This window comes from Mesorhizobium sp. 2RAF45 (assembly GCF_052115225.1).
Lineage (GTDB): Bacteria > Pseudomonadota > Alphaproteobacteria > Rhizobiales > Rhizobiaceae > Mesorhizobium > Mesorhizobium jarvisii.
Map to the genome: position 1 here is coordinate 187,510 of NZ_JBFRGG010000009.1, position 19,894 is coordinate 207,403.

A 19,894-nucleotide genomic window follows, 5' to 3' on the forward strand; every position below is an offset into this window, starting at 1 on the left:
ATGTATTTCATCGCATTGGCGACGGACTACGACGGCACGCTGGCGCATGACGGGATCGTCTCGAAGAAGACTCTTGCCGCGCTGGAGCGATTCAAGAAAAGCGGCCGCAAGCTCATTCTTGTGACCGGGCGCGAGCTGCCTGACCTCAAGCGCGTCTTTCCCGAGATCGGCCTGTTCGACAAGGTCGTCGCCGAGAACGGAGCGCTGATCTACACGCCGGCCAGTGAGGAAGAGCGGGTCATCTCACCATCGCCGGAAGCCGAATTCGTCTCCAGACTGAAGAAGCAGGGCGTCAAGCCGCTGTCGGTCGGCCGGTCGATCGTCGCGACCTGGGAGCCGCATCAGGCCACGGTGCTCGAAACCATCAAGAAGATGGGGCTCGAACTCGAAATCATCTTCAACAAGGGCGCGGTGATGATCCTGCCGAGCGGCATCAACAAGGCCACCGGGCTGGCCGCGGCGCTGCAGGATCTCCGGCTGTCGCCACACAATGTGGTCGGTGTCGGCGACGCCGAGAACGACCATGCCTTCTTGAAGGCCTGCGGCTGCAGCGTCGCCGTCGACAATGCGATTCCCGCGGTCAAGACCACAGCGGATATGGTCACGCGTGGCGCACGCGGGAAAGGCGTGGAGGAGCTCATCGACAGGCTAATCAAACGCGATCACGACATCCTGCCCAGGCGGCATGACGGCATCGTGCTGGGCTCCGCCGGCGGCGACGATATCTATCTGTCGCCAACCGACACGGTCCTCATCGCCGGCAGCTCCGGCATTGGCAAGTCCACCCTGGCCACCGCGCTGACGGAAGGCTTCGTCGAGAGCGGGTTTCAATTCTGCATCTTCGATCCCGAAGGCGATTATGACGGCCTCGAAGGCGCCGTGCGTCTGGGCGACGGCTCAAGCGCGCCGACCAAGGCGCAAGTGCTGGACCTCATCGAGAAAGCCGACAGCAATGTCGTCATCAATGGATTGGCGCTGCGCGTCAATGAACGCCCAGATTTCTTTGCTGACCTCCTGCCTGGCCTCGGCAGTTTTCGACGTCGAACGGCCAGGCCACACTGGCTCGTCATCGACGAAGCGCACCATCTTCTGCCCAAACGACGCGATGACACGCGCACGATCCTGTCCCTGGAATTGCCGGGCACAGTGCTGATCACAGTGCATCCCGAAGCGATCTCGACCGACGCGTTGCGCCTGGTGACCGCCATCATCGCCCTTGGCCCCAAGGCGAAGGATGTCGTCAAGGCCTACTGCAGCGAGACCGGCATCGACCCGCCCAAGGACATGGCCCCGCCCAAGGGCGAGCGCGTGCTGTTCTGGCGACCGCAGAAACGCAAGAAGATCGCCGTGGTCAAGGTCATCGAGCCGCGTCAATCCCTTAAGCGGCACAGCCGCAAATATGCCGAGGGGCAACTCGACGAGGCGGGCAGTTTCTATTTCCACGGCCCCGACGATGCGATGAACCTCAGGGCCCATAATCTGATGATTTTCGCTCAGATCGCCGAGGGCATCGACGACAGGACCTGGGAGTTCCACCTGCGTGCCGGCGACTATTCCAAATGGTTCCGCAACCAGATCAGGGACAAGGATCTGGCGCGCGAAACCGCCGAGGCGGAGAACGATAAAAAGCTCTCCGCCGAGGAGAGCCGCAAGCATGTGCTGGAAGCAGTGCGCCGCCGCTACACGGCTCCCGCCACGGCACCGGAAGACTAGCGCGCAACGTGTCGCTCCGCCTGTCCATGAGCCTTTCAGGCATCGGTTGGAACTCACCCGGCGGCTTCACGTTCAGACCCTGTTCAACAGGAGATACGGCCATGCCACGAGGCGACAAATCGAAATACACCGACAAGCAGGAACGAAAAGCCGACCACATTGCGGAAGGCTATGAGAAGCGCGGCGTCTCCGAGAAGGAGGCCGAACGCCGCGCCTGGGCGACCGTCAACAAGGATGATGGCGGCGGCAAGAAAGAAGGCGGCTCCGGGCGCGGCAAGCACACCGGCCACCCGGCGGCACACAAGGGCGGCAAAAGCGGCGGCAAGGCGTCAGCCGCACGCCCAGCTGCAAGTCGGTCGGAATCGGCGAGGAAGGCTGCGGCAACGCGCAAGCGGAATGCCGAGCACCATGCCCATTGACGTCGACAAACACCCTTTGGTCTGTCCTGAAAGACCAACATGATGAGGGCACAGGCATGAAATCGCGGCTCGTCAGCGAGGCCGGTGGACAGCGAACATTTGTCGTGGTGCTCCACCCCGGCGAAGAAGCATTCGCCGCGCTGACCGCCTTCGCGATCGACCAAGGAGTCGACAGTGCTTCCCTGACAGCGATCGGCGCCTTTGAAAGAGCGATCGTGGGCTGGTTCGACCCCAATGCGAAGACCTACCGCAAAATCCCGATCGACGAACAATGCGAAGTTCCGAGCGCCATCGGCGATGTGGCGCTGGGCGATGACGGCAAGCCCAGCCTCCACGTTCATACGGTGTTGGGATTGAGCGACGGCACGACCCGGCGTGGACACCTGCTTCAGGCCATGGTGCGACCGACGCTGGAAGTGACTCTGGTGGAGGCGCCCGGCCATCTGCGCCGTAGCAGGCGTCCGGAATTGGGCGTTGCGTTGATCGATCTGGACGGTTGATTTCGAGCCCGACTGCGGAGTTCAGCCTGCCCCTGTCATGCCTTCTTGTCCAACTCCGTCGGTGCCTTGTCCGGCGGCGGCTCCCAGCCAAAGACACTGCGGCCGCCAAGCAGGTGCGACTGGTCGAATTCGCCGGCAACGATTTCCTTCAGGCTGGGGCCGGTGACATATCGTTCGACCTGCCGCGACTGATCGTCGAGCCGCTTCAACGCGCCGATTTCCTCCTCGCGGCCAAGCCTGGCTTTCTGCACAGCCGACTTCAGCACGCCGATCGTCTCATCATAGACCTTGAGCGGAACGGGGAACGGGTGCCTGTCCTTGCCGCCATGGGCGATTGAAAACCGGCCCGGATCCGAAAACCGGCACGGCGCGCCATGCACCACTTCGGCGACCAGCGCCAGCGCGCGCACCGTGCGCGCGCCCACGCCAGGAACCAGAAGAAGTTCGGAGAAATCCGCCGTGCCGCGTTCGGCGGCGGCGGCCATGTTTCCATGCAGGCGGCGCATGACGATGTCGCTTTCGCGCACATCATGGTGAGCCGGCATGATCAGATGCGGCAGCATCGGCTGTTCGGGAGCCGCCGCTGTGCCGGCATCCAGGGCAGCGAATTCGCGCAGGATGCGGTCCGGGCCGAGATCCTGGAGCAGGTCCAGCTGTCCCTGGCGCGAGGCCTCGGCACGATGGTCGGTCAGGTTGACGATCTCGCCCTGGTTGGCGCCCTCGATGGCGGCGTGCGGCTGATCGACGAAACTCTTCAAACCTTCGGACAGCCAATGGTAGCGGCGCGCCACCTTGCTGTCGCCGTTCATGCCTTGCTGCACCACCACCCAGTCGCCGTCATCGGTGACGATGAAGCCGTGCAGATAGAGGTCGAACCCATCCTGGACGGCGGCACTGTCCACCTTGGCGACAAGCCGGCTGACGCTTGCCAGGCGGGTTCCGTCGAAGCCGATGCGCTCGCCGATGGCGGCCAACTCATGCGGGGTTTTGCGCGAGTGGGCGCCACGGCCCCCGCAGACATGAATGCCGAGTTCGCCCGACAGCGGCGTCAGACCGCGCTTCAAGGCGCCGACGACGCTGGTCGTGATGCCGGACGAGTGCCAGTCCATGCCCATGACGGCACCGAAGGACTGGAACCAGAAGGGATGCGCAAGACGCCGCAGCAGCTCGTTGCGACCATAATGATGGATGATCGCCTCGCACATCACGGCGCCAAGGCGCGTCATGCGGTCGCCGAGCCACTTCGGCACGCGTCCGCCGTGAAGTGGAAGATCAGCACTGCCCGATCGTTGCGCCAATTCCGTTGCCTGTTCCGATCTCTGTCTTGTCTCGACAGATAGGTATCCGAGCCCGCGCGAAGAAGCACCTGATGCTTCGGCCTCCTCGACGCCTGGTGACATTCAAGTCCAGTTCGAAAGAACCGTCTCCATCTCGACCGTCTCGACCTGCTGCGCGAAACGTTGGTGATAGACGGTGAGCAGGGCGTCATGCGTTGCATCGGAAGAACTGCACAGCGCGTCCGTGACGAGAACGACACGGTAGCCGAAATCGATGGCGCCGAGCACTGTGGCCAGTACGCACACGTCGGTTTCACCGCCGGTGATGACCAGCGTATCGATCTCGTGTTCCATCAGAAAGGCTCGCAGACGGCCTTCAAACCAGGGCGAATAAATATGCTTGTCGATGACCGCCGCCGGCGGACAGCAAGCAGCCAATGACGGCAACAGCTCGACCATTTCCGGGCCGATATTGTCGATCGCCATCGAAGACCAGCGCTCATAGTAGCGCTTCCATGCCCCGACACCCTGCCCCGCCCTCTGCGCGGGAAGGAAGCGCGTGAAGACCGTCTGTTCTGCCCGTCTTTCAACGAGCCTCTCAATCTGAGGGAGGACACGCGTGATCCAGGGCGTCGCCCACGGCGACGGTTCCGCGAACAGCCGCTGCATATCCACGCAGACATGCATGCAGCCGCGACCCAACGGCCCATATGCCAGGCCCGGCACCGACATCACAGAATATCCGGCTGGTGGTGTCTTCTCATGGACTTCTCCCATTGCTGCCCAGGACACGGGAACGCCATAAGCCAGGACTCGTTCCTGGTGGACCGGCGGCAACCAACGCGATTGGTCGACGCGTTCAGCCTGTGGATCGCCGCTCAGCCCGACCTACGATGCATCGCCCAACCAAGGTAGCGATGCATGTCGGCACGTTCGACGATCCGGCCTCGTTACAGCCCCACTACAATTATGGATCAAGCCAGCGGCTTACCTGGGTTTGCTGCGGAATAGACCTGCCGCACCACGACACTGAAGAACGACGGTTGAGCCTACCTCACCACGCGTTTCTCGAGCTTGCGGGCCAAAGTGCGCCGATGCAGGCCGAGCCGGCGCGCGGTTTCGGAGATGTTGAAGCCGGTCTCGACGAGCGTCTCGTGGATACGCTCCCATTCGAGGTTCTTGATCGAGGTGGGACGGCTGCTCAGCGAGACCGAAACATCGCCCTCGGCCCGGCCGAAGGCGGCTTCGATGTCATCGGTGTTGGCGGGCTTGGCCAGGTAATGACATGCGCCAAGCTTGATCGCCTCGACCGCCGTGGCGATGCTGGCAAAGCCGGTCAGCACGACGATCCTCATCGACGTGTCGCGGGCGCTGAGCAGCTTGACGCATTCCAGCCCGGAGCCGCCGGCGCCAAGCTTGAGATCGACGACGGCGTAGGCCGGAACCGCCGTTTCAAGGGCGCCGACCAGCTCTTCCCTGCCGTGGCAAACCACGACGTCGTAGTCGCGCTTTTCGAAGGAGCGCTTCAGCGTCTTCGCGAAGGTGGTGTCGTCCTCGACGATAAACAGGGATCGATCAGGCCTCATGATCATCTCCATCAGTCAGCGCGGCGAGCGGCAGCGAAAGCGTAACACAGGCCCCCTGCTCCATATTGCGCGCCGAAAAGTCGCCTCCCAGCTTTCGGACCACGTTGACGACGAGGAAAAGGCCAAGGCCGCCGCCGGGTCGTCCCTTGCTCGACATATAGGGCTGGCCGAGCGCGGCCAGAATACCCTCGTCAAAGCCCGGCCCGCAGTCCTGCACCGAAATCATCAGTTTCTCGCCCTGCCGCCCGGCGGCGACCCCGACCCAATCCTGCGATGCCTCCAGAGCATTGTCGAACACATTGAAGATGACCTGCTTCAGCGCCGTGTCGGAGACGATCTGCTCGTCAGGTTCGAAATCGTTCTTGTACTCCAGATTGAGCGGCTGGCGGCTGACCCGCCACTCCTGGACCAGATCGTCGAGGAAATGGCGGATGCTGGTGCGGATCGTGCCCTCGCCCCGTGCCTGCCCCGACGACATCAGGATGCCCGAGACGATGCTTTTGCAGCGTTCGATCTGCGCCTGCATTTCGGCGACGTCCCCGGCCAATTCGCGGTTGCGGGTGACGCTGCGGATCTGGCGCCAGTCGGAGAGGATGACGGAGATGGTCGACAGCGGCGTGCCCAGTTCATGCGCGGCTCCGGAGGCGAGCAAGCCCATGCGCACGATGTGGTCCTCCTCGGCCGAGTGCTGGCGAAGATCGGCGAGATAGGCGTCGCGCTCACGAAGATTGCGGTTGATGCGCGTCATGAAGATGACGATCAGGCCGGCCGCCAGCACGAAGCAGATGAACATGCCCCTGATATGCAGGGCCAACAGGTCGCTGCCGCCGTGATGCGGAATCGCGATCGGCTGGAACTGGAAGGTGAGGAAGACGAAGCACGCGGAAGCGGCGGCCACCAGGCTCCAGGTGGACCAGGGTGTCAAAAGCGCGGCGCCAAGCGTGATCTGCAAGAGATAAAGCGACACGAACGGGTTCGAGGCACCGCCGCTGAGGTAAAGCTGCGTCGTCAGTGCCGCCATGTCGAAGATGAGCGCGACGAGCAGCTGCGCGTTGCTGATCGGCCGCTGGCCGCGCAAAGCGAGCAGGCTGAAGATGTTCAGCCCGACCAGGAAAACCACCACCCCGGCCATCTCCCCCAGCGGCAGCGGGATGTCGAACCAGTATTGCGTCACCAGGATGGTGAGCACCTGACCCGCCACCGCCAGCCAGCGCAGCTGGATAAGCAGGAGCAGGTTCTTCCTGTTCGCCGCGTCGGGATCGGGGGCCACGCCGTTCTTGCCCGCAAGCGATGCGGCCGCGAATGATTTGTCGTTGCGAAGCGTTTGCGTCGGGGCGCTCATCGTGCCGGTCCTCGCCGCCAGCGGGCGCCGATCATCGGCGCGGCCAGGGCCGCAGCGAGCATCGCAGCGAGCGTGAACCAGGTCAAAGCATAGACGAGGTGGCTGTTGCGGAAAGTCACGACCGTCAGGCCGCCGCGCGGCCAGCCGCCGGATGCTTCCGCATCGACGAAATAAGGGGCGACGTCGTTCGTAAGGCCGCGCGCGGCTGCGATGGCGACGACGTCGCGCGAATACCAGCGATTGCCGGCCGCATCGTTGCTGCGCAGGAAGCCGCCGCCCGGCTCGCTCATGCGCAACAGGCCGCCGATGACGGTCGACGAACCAAGGCCGCCGCTCTCTTGTTCGAACTCGGCCTTGCGCTCCTGGGGGATGAAGCCGCGGTTGACCAGCACGACGAAGCCACGGTCGGTCCGCATCGGCGTCAGCACCCAATAGCCGCCGCCAAGCTCCGTCACCGCCTGCACGAGCGTGTTCTTGCCGTCCAGAAACCGTCCGGCCAATCGCACATGGCTATACTCGTCGCCGGCCGCGGTCATGCCACCCCATGTCGCCGGACCCGGCGCATCGACAACCGGCGCATGGATGCGCTGGTCGACGCGGGCGATCAGGTCGAGCTTCCAGACCCGCCTTTCCAGCTGCCAAATGCCGAGCCCAAGGAACACCGCCACGCCGACGAGCCCGAGCAATGCGAGAAGAAGCCGCGACGCGGACGACCTCCCGGCATCCCTTCCTGGCGCGGCGGGCAAGCTGATGCTGGCCTGTCCGATCCTTACTTCGGCAGTGGTCCTCCCCGCGCCCAGCGCCGGGCTCATGGCATCTCGCGCATGTCGTGAAGCCCCGGCATCATGTTGGCGTTGAGGTGATACATCACCCAGAGCGAGCCGGTCAGCACGATGACGACCAGGATCAGCGTGAAGATCAGCGCCAGCATCGACCATCCGCCTTCCGAGGCGGTGTTCATGTGCAGGAAGAAAACCATGTGCACGACGATCTGCACCACCGCGAAAGCCATGATGACGATGGCCGTGGCCTGCTTGTTGTCGATGGCGCCGCTCATGACCAGCCAGAACGGAATGGCGGTCAGGATCACCGACAGGACGAAGCCGATCAGATAGCCTTTGAACGATCCGTGCGCGGCGCCGCCATGGGCGTGGCCGTGACCCTCGGCATGATCATGAGCGCTCATCGCAACATTCCCATCAGATAGACGAAGGTGAAGACGCCGATCCAGACGACGTCGAGGAAATGCCAGAACATCGAGAGGCACATCAGTCGGCGGCGGTTGGCCTCGGTGAGGCCGAACCGGGCGACCTGCGTCATCAGCGTCACCAGCCAGACGGTGCCGAAGGTGACGTGCAGCCCGTGCGTTCCGACCAGCGTGAAGAAGGACGACAGGAAGGCGCTACGCTGCGGCGTGGCGCCTTCATGGATCATGTGGGCGAATTCGTAGAGCTCGATCGACAGGAAGGCCAGGCCGAACAGGCCGGTCACGGCAAGCCACGCTTGCGTCGCCGCGACGCGGCCTTTGTCCATGGTCAGCATGGCAAAGCCATAGGTGATCGAGGACAAGAGCAGCATGGTGGTGTTGACCGCCACCAGATCAAGATCGAACAGGTCCTTCGGCGCGGGTCCCGCCGCGTAATTGCCGCCGAGCACGCCATAGGCCGCGAACAGCATGGCGAAGATCAGGCAGTCGCTCATCAGATAGAGCCAGAAGCCGAGCATGGTGCTGCTGCCTTCGGCATGCGCATGCTCTTCTTCCAGGTGGAAGACCGGTCCGGTGCCGGCCGTGGTTACACTCGAAGCCATGCTCAAACCCTAGCCCTGGGCGGCGAGGAGCGTCGTCCTCGCCTCCTCCGTCTGCGTGACCTCGGCAGCCGGAATGTGGAAATCGCGGTGATAGTTGAAGGTGTGGCCGATCGCGGTAGCGATCAGGCAGACGAAGCTCAGCGCCGCCAGCCACCAGATGTACCAGATCAGGCCGAAGCCGAGCGCGACGCTGAAGGCGGCCAGGACGACGCCGGTGCCGGTATTGCTGGGCATATGGATCGGCTTGAAGCCGGAGAGCGGCCTGGCGTAGCCGGCCTTCTTCATGTCCCACCAGGCATCGTTGTCGCGCACCACGGGCGTGAAGGCGAAGTTGTAGGCGGGCGGCGGCGAAGAGGTCGACCATTCGAGCGTGCGGCCGTCCCAGGGATCGCCGGTCGGATCGGTCAAGGCCTCGCGCTTGCGGATGGAGACGAAGATCTGGATCAGGAAGGCAGCGATGCCGGCAGCGATCAGCACCGCGCCGAAGGCGGCGATGACGAACCAGATCTGCAGCGAGGGATCGTCGAAGACACGCATGCGGCGCGTCACGCCCATCAGGCCGAGTATGTAGAGCGGCATGAAGGCGAACCAGAAGCCGACCACCCAGCACCAGAACGACACCTTGCCCCAGAACGGATCGAGCTTGAAGCCGAAGGCCTTGGGCCACCAGTAGGCGATGCCGGCGAACAGGCCGAACAGCACGCCGCCGATGATGACATTGTGGAAATGCGCGATCAGGAACAGGCTGTTGTGCAGCACGAAATCCGCCGGCGGCACGGCAAGCAGCACGCCGGTCATACCGCCGACGACGAAGGTGAGCATGAAGGCCATCGTCCACATCATCGGCAGTTCGAAGCGGATGCGGCCGCGATACATGGTGAACAGCCAGTTGAATATCTTCGCTCCCGTCGGAATCGAGATGATCATCGTGGTGATGCCGAAGAAGGAATTGACGCTGGCGCCGGAGCCCATGGTGAAGAAATGGTGCAGCCAGACCAGGTAGGATAGGATGGTGATGACCACCGTGGCGTAGACCATCGAGGTGTAGCCGAACAGGCGCTTGCCGGAGAAGGTGGAAGTGACCTCGGAAAAGACGCCGAACAGCGGCAGGATAAGAATGTAGACTTCCGGGTGACCCCATATCCAGATGAGGTTCACATACATCATCGGGTTGCCGCCGAAGTCGTTGGTGAAGAAGTTGGTGCCGACATACCGGTCGAGCGCCAGCAGCGAGAGCACGGCCGTCAGCACTGGGAAGGACGCCACGATCAGTACGTTGGTGCAGAGCGACGTCCAGGTGAAGACAGGCATGCGCATCATGGTCATGCCGGGGGCGCGCATCTTGATGATCGTGCAGATCAGGTTGATGCCCGACAGCGTGGTGCCGACGCCCGCCACCTGCAGCGCCCAGATGTAATAATCGACGCCGACGTCAGGACTGTAGCCGATGCCGGAGAGCGGCGGATAGGCGAGCCAGCCGGTGCGGGCGAATTCGCCGACGAACAGCGAGGCCATGACCAGGATGGCGCCGCCGACCGTCATCCAGAAGCTGAAATTGTTGAGGAACGGGAAGGAGACATCGCGCGCGCCGATCTGCAGCGGCACGACGAAGTTCATCAGCCCGGTGACGAAGGGCATCGCCACGAAGAAGATCATGATCACGCCGTGCGCGGTGAAGATCTGGTCGTAGTGATGCGAATTGAGGTAGCCCTCGGAGCCATTGAAGGCGATGGCCTGCTGCAGGCGCATCATGATGGCGTCGGAGAAGCCGCGCAGCAGCATGACGAGACCGAGCACCATGTACATGATGCCGATCTTCTTGTGGTCGACGCTGGTGAACCACTCGCGCCACAGGTAGCCCCACAGCTTGAAATAGGTGATGACGCCGAAAAGGGCGATGCCACCGAGCGCCACCGCGACGAAGGTGGCGACGACGATCGGCTCATGCAGCGGCAGCGAGTCTAAGGTGAGACGGCCGAAAATGAATTTGGTCAGCGTATCGGGCATCGGCTGTCTCTCACAATTCGCGCCGCAGCAGGCCGAGCGACGGCGTATCCGCCTCGGCGCGACGGCTCTCGGTCCCGGGCCTCAGCAGCCCTGCCCCGCGCAGCGGGGAAAGATTCCTGGCCGGCCAATCCTTCGGCGTGACATCGCTGGCCGCGCGCGCCGCGGCAGCCGCTTCCTCCGCCGTGCAGATGCTGGCGACATAGGACGGATCGTTGCCGAACACCGCGCCGCGCCGGGCGAGCTTGTCGTATTGCAGCGGCAGCGTGTTGCGCACTCCCGCGAGGCCGAGGCCACCTTTGGCGTCGATCGACATCATCTCGTTCATGCACATCTTGCCGCGCTCGACGCACAGATTGAGGATGGCGCCAAAAAGGCCGGGATCGACGGAGGCATAGTGGCGGACCGGCTCGTTCTCGCTCGGCTTTTCAAGGTCGAGATAGTTATCGCGGCTGAGCGTTGCCGGCGCGGTTCTGGCCTGCGCCACCCACTGGTCGAAAGCCTGGTCGGACAGGCCGTGGAACGCAAAGCGCATCCCCGAAAAGCCGGCGCCGCTGTAGTTGGACGAGAAGCCGCTGTAGGTGCCAGGCCGGTTGATGACGGCGTGCAGCTTGGTTTCCATCGCCGGCATGGCGTAGATCTGCCCGGCAAGGGCTGGAATGTAGAAGGAATTCATCACCGCCGACGAGGTGATGCGGAAGTCGATCGGCTGGTTGACCGGCGCCGCCAGCTCGTTGACGGAGGCGATGCCGTAATCCGGATAGATGAAGAGCCATTTCCAGTCGAGCGCCACGACCTCGACCCGGAGCGGCTTGTGCGCTTCAGTGACCGGCTGGCCGGGTTCGATCCGGTCGATCCGGCGGTACGGATCGAGCAGATGCGTGCCGAGCCAGGTCAGCGCGCCGAGGCAGATGATGATGAGCAGGGGCGCCGCCCAGATCACCAGTTCCAGCTTCGTCGAATGATCCCAGTCCGGCGCGTAGGTCGCCGCTGTGTTGGATTGCCGATAGGCCCAGGCGAAGAAAACCGTCAGCGCCATGACCGGGATGATGATGACCAGCATCAGCAAGGTCGAGACCACGAGCAGGTCGCGCTGCTGGGCCGCGACATCGCCGGCGGGCGCCAGAACGACCAGATCGCAGCCGCTCAACAGCCCGGCCAGGGGGAACAGAAGCAAGGCTCCAAATCGTTTCATCAAGCGCTGCCCTCGAAGGATCGCCGCAACCGTTCATGTTGCAGTGCGGTATCGATCCAAGGGCTACTGCTCGCGGCGCTGTGGTAACATTGGACAATTTGTCCAATGCCCATCAGGCATGGCTTTGGCGCAGTGTGCAGTGCACAATAGACCCCCCCCCGGGGGAATCCCCGGAATTGGGTTCCGGACAATTCATTCCACGCGGTGGCGACGGATAAGATGGCTCAGACTTCGACTGCCGAAACAAACAGCGAGTTGATCGGCTCGCATCATGGCCAGGTCAGCGCGGGCGATATCGCGGTCGGCGTGATCGTGGGCAGGACGTCGGAATTCTTCGACTTCTTCGTCTATGCGATCGCCTCCGTCATCGTGTTTCCCAAACTGGTGTTTCCGACGCACGATCCGCTCGTCGGCACGCTCTATTCCTTCTGCATCTTCGCGCTGGCCTTCGTCGCGCGCCCGTTCGGCTCCGTGCTGTTCATGGCGATCGACCGCGCCTATGGCCGCGGCGCGAAACTGACGATCGCGCTGTTCCTGCTCGGCACGTCGACCGTTGCCATCGCATTTCTGCCGGCCTATGGCGACATCGGTGCGGTCGCGGTGTGGCTTTTGGCGCTTGCCCGCATCGGCCAGGGGCTGGCACTCGGCGGAACATGGGACGGACTGCCATCGCTGCTGGCGCTGAACGCGCCGCAGAACCGGCGCGGCTTCTATGCCATGATCCCGCAACTGGGCGCGCCGATCGGCCTCATCGTGGCAAGCTCCCTCTTCGCCTTCTTCGTCGCCAATCTGTCGGCCGACGACTTCTTCTCCTGGGGCTGGCGCTATCCCTTCTTCGTCGCCTTCGCCATCAATGTCGTGGCCCTGTTCGCCCGGCTGCGCATCGTCGTCACGCCTGAATTCTCGAAATTGTACGAGAGCGGCGACCTGCAGCCGACGCGCATCAGAGACACGATCCGGGCCGAGGGCCACAACGTCGTTATCGGCGCCTTCGCGCCGCTGGCGAGTTTCGCCCTGTTCCACATGGTGACGGTGTTTCCGCTTTCCTGGGTGTTCCTGTTCACCAATGAGGGGCCGGCACGCTTCCTGATGATCGAGGCGGTGAGCGCGCTGTTCGGCATTGCGGCCATCGTCGCATCGGGGCCATTGGCCGATCGCGTCGGGCGCCGTGCGCTGCTCGGCGGTTCGGCGATCGCCATCGCGACCTTCAGCGGCTTTGCCCCACAGCTTCTGGATGGCGGCGCCGTCGGCGAGGCGCTGTTCATGGTGCTGGGCTTCATCCTGCTGGGGCTGAGCTTCGGGCAATCGTCGGGCGTCGTCGCCTCGCGCTTTTCCCGGCAGTATCGCTATACCGGCTCGGCGATCACCTCGGATCTGGCGTGGATGTTCGGTGCCGGCTTCGCGCCGCTCGCCGCCCTGCTGCTGGCCGGCAATTTCGGCCTCATCGCCGCCGGCGCCTATCTGCTGTCGGGCGCCGCCTGCACGTTGCTTGCCCTGTGGATCGACGGGCGCCGTCCGGCCGCGGACCGTCAGCCCGACTAGATGTTTGATCCCGGTTTTTGATGGTGCATCCTTATCTTCCGAATCAAAGGATGCGCTATGGGCCAAGTTCTGCATGGGAGCGCCACAACGACAGAGGCGGTCCGTCGAGCGATACAGCATAGTCAAGAGAGCCTGAGGACCCTGGCCAAGCGCTACGGGATCAACCAGAAGACGGTTGCGAAGTGAAAGAGGCGAGCTTCGGTCGCCGATCTACCGACTGGTCCGAAGGAACCGAGATCGACGGTGCTCTCGATTGAGGAGGAGGCGGTCATTGTCGCTTTCCGCCGCTACACGCTGCTGCCGCTCGACGACTGTCTATATGCGCTTCAGGCGACCATCCCGCACCTGACGCGGTCTTCATTGCATCGCTGCCTGCAACGCCATGGCATCGGTCGGCTTGCGGATGTCGAGGGCGACAAACCGGCGAAGAGGAAATTCAAGAGCTACCCGATCGGCTACTTCCACATCGACATTGCCGAGGTCAGGACCGAGCAGGGCAAGCTGCACATGTTCGTCGCTATCGACCGTACCTCGAAGTTCGCCTTCGTCGAGTTGCACGAGAAGGCCCCCACAGCCATCTCTAAAGACTTCCTGCTCCGGCTGATCGCGGCCGTTCCCTACAAGATCCACACTGTGCTTACGAAAAATGGCATCCAGTTCACCACTCCCGGTGCCGGTGGCTCGGCCGTGCCGCTGATCAAGGAGGCAATCGCTAATGGCGAGATCTTCCGCGCTCACGCCTTCGAATACGCCTGCGCCAGGAATGACATAAAGCACCGCACGACCAAGGCCAGGCATCCGTGGACCAATGGCGAGGTCGAGAGAATGAACCGGACTATCAAGGACGCCACCGTCAAGCGCTTCTATTACGAGAGCCACGACCAACTCCGCATCCATCTCGCCGACTTCGTCGCAGCCTACAACTTTGCCCGTAGGCTCAAGACCCTCAAAGGTCTCACACCCTACGAGTTCATCTGCAAGGCGTGGGTCTCACAACCGGAAAGGTTCAAACTCAATCCGCTCCAGCAAATGCCGGGACCACCCGGCTGGCCTTCGGCCATTCAGTCAGAGCGAGTCGTAAACGGCGTCGATCAACATCTTGCGGCGTGGGTCCATGTCGTCAAAACCCAGCATGCGGTTGGTGACATAGCCGAAACCGACGCCGGCACCGGGATCGGCAAAGCCGATGGCGCCGCCCCAGCCGGTGTGGCCGAACGTTTGCGGCGATGCACGGCCGGCATAGACCGGATCTTCCATCTGATAACCGGCGGCGAAGGCAGTGGGGGCGGCGAAGCTTTCATCCATGCCGCGAACACGCTGACGCGCCGCCGCTTCGATTGCCGCGCGGCCGATCAGTGGATGGCCCTCCCAGACGCCACCGGCTGCCATCATGCCGTAAATACGCGCCAATGCGTGCGCCGTCGACTGGCCATTGCCGCCCGGCACCTCGGCGGCGCGCCAGACGCGGTCGTTGGGGGCCAATGCACGGGGCGCCGGATTGTCGCCTGCGTGGGGAAATGGCGAGGCGCGGACAAATTCGACCCAGTCCGAAGCCCTCGGGCCTTCGATCATCTCGGCGACCCTGGATTCCTCGCGGTCCGGCAGACCGACATGAAAATCGGCACCGAGCGGGCCTGCTATCTCTTGCGCGATGAAGCGGCCGATGCTTCGCCCGTCGACGCGTCGCAAAACTTCGCCAGCAAGGTGGCCATAGGTAAGCGCGTGATAGATGCAGCGGCTGCCGGGCTCCCATAGGGGCGGCATGGCGGCGAGCGCGTCGACAAAGGGCGTCCACGCGAACATGCCCGCTTCGTCCATCGGCACGGCAAGACCATTCAGCCCGGCCTGGTGCGACATCACCTGGTCAAGCGTGATGCGCTCCTTGCCGCCGGCCGCGAATTCCGGCCAGTAGCGGGCAATGGGTGCGGCATAGTCCAGTCTGCCGCGCTCCACCAACATTGCGATCGCCAGCGCGACGACGCCCTTGGTGGAGGACCAGACATTGATCAGCGTGTCCTGCCGCCACGGACGGGTTCGTGCGGCATCCGCATGACCGCCCCACAGGTCAACAACGGTCTTGCCGTGGACCACGACGGATACGCCTCCGCCATGTTCCAGCCCTTGGGCGAAACACTCGGCGAATGCCGCGCGCACGGCGCCAAAGCGCGGATCGCAGATACCATCCATGTTCATGCGTGAACTCTCACCAGGCTGATATGACGGGAATGCCGCCGTTGACCATTCTGGCTCGGCGGGAACCCGCCAGTCCAGCGAATTGCCGACACTCAAGATCGTCGCCCACATGATGCGACCCGAAAATCATGGCAACCAGGGCAATCGACGGGCCGGCTCAGGCCTACTGCTTCACCGAGGTGGAGGTGCCCCAGGTATCCGACAGCACGTAGCCTTGAGGGTATGGATCCGTCGGATCGAGATAGTAGCTGTGCTCGCCGGTGATCCAGGCCCGGCCGGTGATCTCCGGAACGATCGCCTTGCGCCCGGCGATTTCCGCCAGCTCCACGATCCTGCCGGTGAAGCGCGAGCCGATGATCGATTCATGGATCAGCACGTCGCCAACGCCCATCAAGCCGCGCGCCTGCAGCACGGCCATGCGGGCCGATGTGCCCGTTCCGGTAGGGCTGCGGTCGGAGCGGCCCGGCGAGACGATGCAGGTGTTGCGCGTGACATTGCCCGGCCCCTGGAACGGCATGGCGAACTGGACGATCGACACGCCGCGCACATGATCGAATTGCGGATGGACGACATCGAGCTGCTCGCGCGCGGCCCGCCTTATCTTCTCGCCGGCCACCGCCAGTTCGCGCGCCTCGTCGGGCGCGACCGAGAAGCCAAGCGCCTTGGCATCGACGATGGCGTAGAACATGCCGCCATAGGCGATGTCGACGGTGAGCGTTCCGAGCCCTTCAACCTCGATGTTGGCATCCAGGCGGTCAACAAAGGCCGGCGCGTTGCGCAAGGTGATCGAGACGCATTTGCCGTCGCGGCATTGGGCGCGCACCTCGATGACGCCACCCGGCATGTCGAGCTTGAAGCGCGTCTCGGGCTCCTGCATCGGCACCATGCCGGTCTCCAGCAGCACCGTGGCGACGCAGATCGTGTTGGAACCGGACATCGGCGGATATTCCGTCGGCTCCATGATGATGGCGCCGGCGGCGCAATCCTCGCGCGTCGATGGAACGAGCAGGTTGACGTGGCGCGCGACGCTGCCGCGCGGCTCGCAGATCAGCATGCGCCTGATATGGTCGTGATCGCGCTCCATCGTGATCATCTTGTCCATCATCGTGCGGCCAGCCGGCGGCAGAACACCGCCGATGATGACGTCGCCGACTTCACCTTCGGCATGGCAGCCGACGACACGAATGCTGGTTTTGCTGCGCATTGCTGTTCCTGCGTTTGTCCCTGCCGGCCACGACTATTTTGCTTGGCAAGCCGTGCCGCTTCGGGACAAACTGATCAATCCGCGTGCAAGCCTCAAGGAGAATCCGAAATGACCTCTAATGTTTTTTCCGGCTGCATGCCGGCGTTGATGACCCCGTGCACGCAGGACCGCCAGCCCGACTTCGACGCGCTGGTGCGCAAGGGACGCGAGCTGATCGCGGCCGGCATGTCGGCCGTCGTCTATTGCGGCTCGATGGGAGACTGGCCGCTCCTGACCGACGAGCAGCGCATGGAAGGCGTCGAGCGCCTGGTGAAGGCCGGCGTGCCGGTGATCGTCGGCACCGGCGCGGTCAACACCGCCAAGGCCGTGGCGCACGCGGCGCACGCCCAGAAGGTCGGCGCCCGGGGCCTGATGGTGATCCCGCGTGTTTTGTCGCGCGGGCCTTCGGTGACGGCGCAGCGCCATCACTTCAAGGCAATTCTTGCCGCCGCGCCTGATCTGCCGGCGGTCATCTACAACAGCCCCTATTACGGCTTTGCCACACGTGCGGACCTGTTCTTCGCCCTTCGCGCCGAACATCCGAACCTCGTCGGCTTCAAGGAGTTCGGCGGCCCGTCGGATCTGCGCTACGCGGCGGAAAATATCACCAGCCGCGACGATGAGGTCGCGCTGATGATCGGCGTCGACACCGCCGTCTTCCACGGTTTCGTCAATTGCGGCGCGTCCGGCGCCATCACCGGCATCGGCAACGTCCTGCCGAAGGAGGTGCTGCACCTTGTGGGCTTGAGCCAGGCGGCGGCCAAGGGCGACGCCGAGGCCCGCCAGCGCGCGCTGGAACTGGACGCCGCGCTCGCCGTGCTGTCCTCCTTCGACGAAGGCCCCGACCTGGTGCTCTATTTCAAGCACATGATGGTGCTGAAGGGTAATCCCGAGTACCTGCTGCACTTCAATGAGACGGATGCCCTCACCGACAGCCAGCGCGGCTATGCCGAGGCGCAGCTCAAATTGTTCGACAGCTGGTATGCCCAGTGGTCGAGGCAACCCGGCGTGATCGCAAGGTCCGCAGCCTGACCCGGCAAGCGCGACAGGCGGCCATAATGCGGCTGCCGGTTGCACTGCAGTGCTGAGCAGCGGGTATGTGATCTAGTGCCTGACCATCCCGGCGTCGACATTCAGCGTCTGGCCGGTGATCCAGCGCGCATCGTCGGAGGCCAGGAACGAAACCACGTCGGCGATATGTTCCGGCTGCCCCTTGCCCTTCATCGCCTGCAGCATTTCGACAAAGCCGAACGCCTCGTTGTGCGGGCTCGCCTTGACGCCGTCGCTCTCGATCAGGCCAGGCGTCACCGCGTTCGCCGTGATGTTGTATTTGCCGAGTTCGGTGGCGAGCGCCCGGGTGAAGCCGATGACGCCGCCCTTGGCCGCGACATAGGCCGCCATGTTCGGCGTGCCGGCAAAGAAGGTGTTGGAGGCGATGCTGATCACCCGCCCGGCCTTGCCAGCCGCGCGCATCTGGTCCGTACCCGCGCGGGTGACGATGAAGGTCCCTGTCAGATTGACGTCGATGATCTTGCGCCAATGGTCGAGATCGACGTCGTCCCAGGCGACGAACGGCACGATGCTGGCATTGTTGACCAGGATATCGACGCCTCCGGTCAGTGCCTGGATTTCGGCGAAGAGTGCCTTGACCGAGGCCGGATCGGAAATGTCGGCGGCGATCGCCCTCGCCTTCCCGCCGATCGACACGGCGGCAGCCTTGGCGCCTTCGGCGTTGATGTCGCTGAGGATGACGGTTGCCCCGTCGGCGGCAAGCCGCGCGGCGATCGCCTTGCCAATACCCTGTGCGGCGCCGGTAACCAGGGCCGTCTTTCCCGCAAGCCGTTCAGTCATGAAAATGCTCCCTCAATCCGTATCTGTTGATGTCTGTTCAGGCGTCGGCGTCGATAACAGCCAGCGCCGCCTCGATGCCTTTGCCGATCGCGAGTTTCTGGCCAGCCGCGTTCACGGCGCCGCCAAGTGCCGTCAGCGCCGCGATCGCATAGATCGGCTGCGCCGTCGGCCCCATATGGCCGATCCGCGTCAGCTTCCCCAATGTCTCGCCGCGGCCCGACGAAAACACCACGCCGTAGCGGGCGCGCGCGGCCTGGCGAAGCGCCGTCTCGTCGACACCATCGGGGGTGCGGACGGCGGTGGTGGTCGGCGACGCGATGCTGTCGCTGGCCGCCCAGATCGATAGGCCCATCGCGGTGACGCCCGCGCGCATGGCCTTGGCGGTGAGCGCGTGGCGCGCCCATACAGCCTCAGGCCCCTCATTGAGATAGAGGTCGAGCGCGACGTCGAGCCCGTTGATCTCCGAGACCGACGGCGTGAACGGAAACGGCTTGTCCCTCGACCAGGCATTTTCCCAGTCGACAATGCTCAGCATCGATGCGCGCGGCGCCAGGGGATTGGCCTTCATCTTGGCCCAGGCCCGCTCGCTGACGCCCATCATTGTGAGGCCGGGAGGGGCACCCAGGCATTTGTTGGGGCCGGTGACATAGATATCGGCCTTGCAATCCTCGGGATGCGTCTTCATGCCGCCAAAGGACGAGACCGCGTCGACGATGAGATAGCCGCCATGTGCCGAAACCAGCGCGCCGATGGCGTCGATCGGGTTGATGGTGCCCGACGGCGTGTCGTGATGACAGACCGACACGATGGTGATCTCCGGATGCGCCTTGAGCATGTCGGCGACCGCCTGCGGATCGATAGCCTCATTGTAGGGCACTTCAATCTCGAGCAGATGCGGCGAGTACCGCTTCGCCCAGTAGCCAAAGCCCTTGCCGTAGACGCCCGAGGCAAGATTGAGCACGACATCGTCGGGCGCGATCAGCGACGCCGCCGCCGCTTCGAGGCCGAGCACCGGTTCGCCATGCAGGATGACCGGCTTGTTCGACAGCCGCATCGCCTTCTGCGCCTTGTCGACCACACCCTCGTAGAAGAGCTGGAACGCAGGATCGTAGTCGTAGAGCACCGTGCGGCCGAGGCCGCGCAGCACTTCTGGATAGGCGTTTACCGGACCCGCGGTCAGGGTGATGACCGGATCGGCATGATCGGAATAGCGCATGGTG

General features: G+C 63.7%; 18 protein-coding genes and 1 pseudogene. 6 read left to right on the top strand and 13 right to left on the bottom strand.

Annotated features, from left to right (window positions below; translation table 11 throughout):
• The 3 genes from AB4Z43_RS22710 (at position 1) to AB4Z43_RS22720 (ending at position 2,632) form a co-directional block, all read left to right on the top strand.
• Positions 1–1,713 carry an HAD-IIB family hydrolase gene (locus tag AB4Z43_RS22710; RefSeq protein WP_441938994.1) on the top strand — a complete coding sequence of 571 codons (1,713 nt, stop codon included), beginning with the start codon at positions 1–3 and terminating at the stop codon, positions 1,711–1,713.
• Positions 1,714–1,814: 101 nt separating this feature from the next.
• Positions 1,815–2,132 (top strand): hypothetical protein, encoded by a 318-nt coding sequence (locus AB4Z43_RS22715; RefSeq protein WP_019860061.1) that lies wholly within the window; start codon positions 1,815–1,817, stop codon positions 2,130–2,132.
• A gap of 56 nt (positions 2,133–2,188) precedes the next feature.
• Positions 2,189–2,632 carry a PPC domain-containing DNA-binding protein gene (locus AB4Z43_RS22720; RefSeq protein ID WP_441938995.1) on the top strand — a complete coding sequence of 148 codons (444 nt, stop codon included), beginning with the start codon at positions 2,189–2,191 and terminating at the stop codon, positions 2,630–2,632.
• A 35-nt stretch (positions 2,633–2,667) separates the two neighbouring features.
• Here the strand turns inward: AB4Z43_RS22720 and AB4Z43_RS22725 are convergent, their stop codons facing one another.
• The 9 genes from AB4Z43_RS22725 to cyoA form a co-directional block, all read right to left on the bottom strand.
• Positions 2,668–3,930, bottom strand: coding sequence for a DUF763 domain-containing protein (locus AB4Z43_RS22725; protein WP_441938996.1), 1,263 nt, complete (start codon positions 3,928–3,930; stop codon positions 2,668–2,670).
• A gap of 102 nt (positions 3,931–4,032) precedes the next feature.
• Positions 4,033–4,641: a cysteine hydrolase family protein gene (locus AB4Z43_RS22730; protein ID WP_441938997.1), complete on the bottom strand. Its 609-nt coding sequence runs from the start codon at positions 4,639–4,641 to the stop codon at positions 4,033–4,035.
• 317 nt (positions 4,642–4,958) lie between these two features.
• On the bottom strand, positions 4,959–5,495 hold the full coding sequence (locus AB4Z43_RS22735) for a response regulator transcription factor (RefSeq protein ID WP_441938998.1): 537 nt from the start codon (positions 5,493–5,495) through the stop codon (positions 4,959–4,961).
• Positions 5,485–6,837, bottom strand: coding sequence for an ATP-binding protein (locus AB4Z43_RS22740; protein WP_441938999.1), 1,353 nt, complete (start codon positions 6,835–6,837; stop codon positions 5,485–5,487). Before AB4Z43_RS22740 ends, AB4Z43_RS22735 begins: the two co-directional genes overlap by 11 nt.
• A complete protein-coding gene (locus AB4Z43_RS22745; RefSeq protein WP_441939000.1) occupies positions 6,834–7,649 on the bottom strand; it encodes an SURF1 family protein in 816 nt (271 codons plus the stop codon). The genes AB4Z43_RS22740 and AB4Z43_RS22745 overlap by 4 nt, the downstream gene beginning before the upstream one ends.
• Positions 7,646–8,023, bottom strand: coding sequence for a cytochrome o ubiquinol oxidase subunit IV (cyoD, locus tag AB4Z43_RS22750; RefSeq protein ID WP_038644851.1), 378 nt, complete (start codon positions 8,021–8,023; stop codon positions 7,646–7,648). The genes AB4Z43_RS22745 and cyoD overlap by 4 nt, the downstream gene beginning before the upstream one ends.
• Positions 8,020–8,646 carry a cytochrome o ubiquinol oxidase subunit III gene (gene cyoC, locus AB4Z43_RS22755; protein ID WP_038644849.1) on the bottom strand — a complete coding sequence of 209 codons (627 nt, stop codon included), beginning with the start codon at positions 8,644–8,646 and terminating at the stop codon, positions 8,020–8,022. Before cyoC ends, cyoD begins: the two co-directional genes overlap by 4 nt.
• A gap of 9 nt (positions 8,647–8,655) precedes the next feature.
• The gene (gene cyoB, locus AB4Z43_RS22760) at positions 8,656–10,653 is read right to left on the bottom strand and encodes a cytochrome o ubiquinol oxidase subunit I (RefSeq protein WP_019860071.1); all 1,998 of its coding nucleotides are present in this window, start codon (positions 10,651–10,653) and stop codon (positions 8,656–8,658) included.
• A gap of 10 nt (positions 10,654–10,663) precedes the next feature.
• The gene (gene cyoA / locus AB4Z43_RS22765; protein WP_441939001.1) at positions 10,664–11,845 is read right to left on the bottom strand and encodes a ubiquinol oxidase subunit II; all 1,182 of its coding nucleotides are present in this window, start codon (positions 11,843–11,845) and stop codon (positions 10,664–10,666) included.
• Positions 11,846–12,064: 219 nt separating this feature from the next.
• Between cyoA and AB4Z43_RS22770 the strand changes: the two genes are divergently transcribed.
• Both AB4Z43_RS22770 and AB4Z43_RS22775 read left to right on the top strand, forming a co-directional pair.
• Positions 12,065–13,387, top strand: a complete 1,323-nt coding sequence (locus AB4Z43_RS22770) for an MFS transporter (protein WP_038644843.1) — start codon at positions 12,065–12,067, stop codon at positions 13,385–13,387.
• Between the two features lie 57 nt (positions 13,388–13,444).
• Positions 13,445–14,428: pseudogene (locus AB4Z43_RS22775) on the top strand (IS481 family transposase); the annotation flags it as partial.
• Positions 14,429–14,452: 24 nt separating this feature from the next.
• On the opposite strand, the gene AB4Z43_RS22780 reads toward AB4Z43_RS22775, so the two are convergent.
• Positions 14,453–15,580, bottom strand: a complete 1,128-nt coding sequence (locus AB4Z43_RS22780; protein WP_441939002.1) for a serine hydrolase domain-containing protein — start codon at positions 15,578–15,580, stop codon at positions 14,453–14,455.
• A 163-nt stretch (positions 15,581–15,743) separates the two neighbouring features.
• On the bottom strand, positions 15,744–16,784 hold the full coding sequence (locus AB4Z43_RS22785; protein WP_069091396.1) for a proline racemase family protein: 1,041 nt from the start codon (positions 16,782–16,784) through the stop codon (positions 15,744–15,746).
• 108 nt (positions 16,785–16,892) lie between these two features.
• Here AB4Z43_RS22785 and AB4Z43_RS22790 point away from each other — a divergent pair, with 108 nt between their 5' ends.
• Positions 16,893–17,855, top strand: a complete 963-nt coding sequence (locus AB4Z43_RS22790; RefSeq protein WP_038644837.1) for a dihydrodipicolinate synthase family protein — start codon at positions 16,893–16,895, stop codon at positions 17,853–17,855.
• Between the two features lie 72 nt (positions 17,856–17,927).
• On the opposite strand, the gene pldH is transcribed toward AB4Z43_RS22790, so the two are convergent.
• Both pldH and ppaT read right to left on the bottom strand, forming a co-directional pair.
• Positions 17,928–18,674: a pyridoxal 4-dehydrogenase, SDR-type gene (pldH, locus tag AB4Z43_RS22795; protein WP_064986367.1), complete on the bottom strand. Its 747-nt coding sequence runs from the start codon at positions 18,672–18,674 to the stop codon at positions 17,928–17,930.
• 37 nt (positions 18,675–18,711) lie between these two features.
• Positions 18,712–19,890: a pyridoxamine--pyruvate transaminase gene (gene ppaT / locus AB4Z43_RS22800; RefSeq protein WP_441939003.1), complete on the bottom strand. Its 1,179-nt coding sequence runs from the start codon at positions 19,888–19,890 to the stop codon at positions 18,712–18,714.
• Positions 19,891–19,894: the final 4 nt, after the last annotated feature.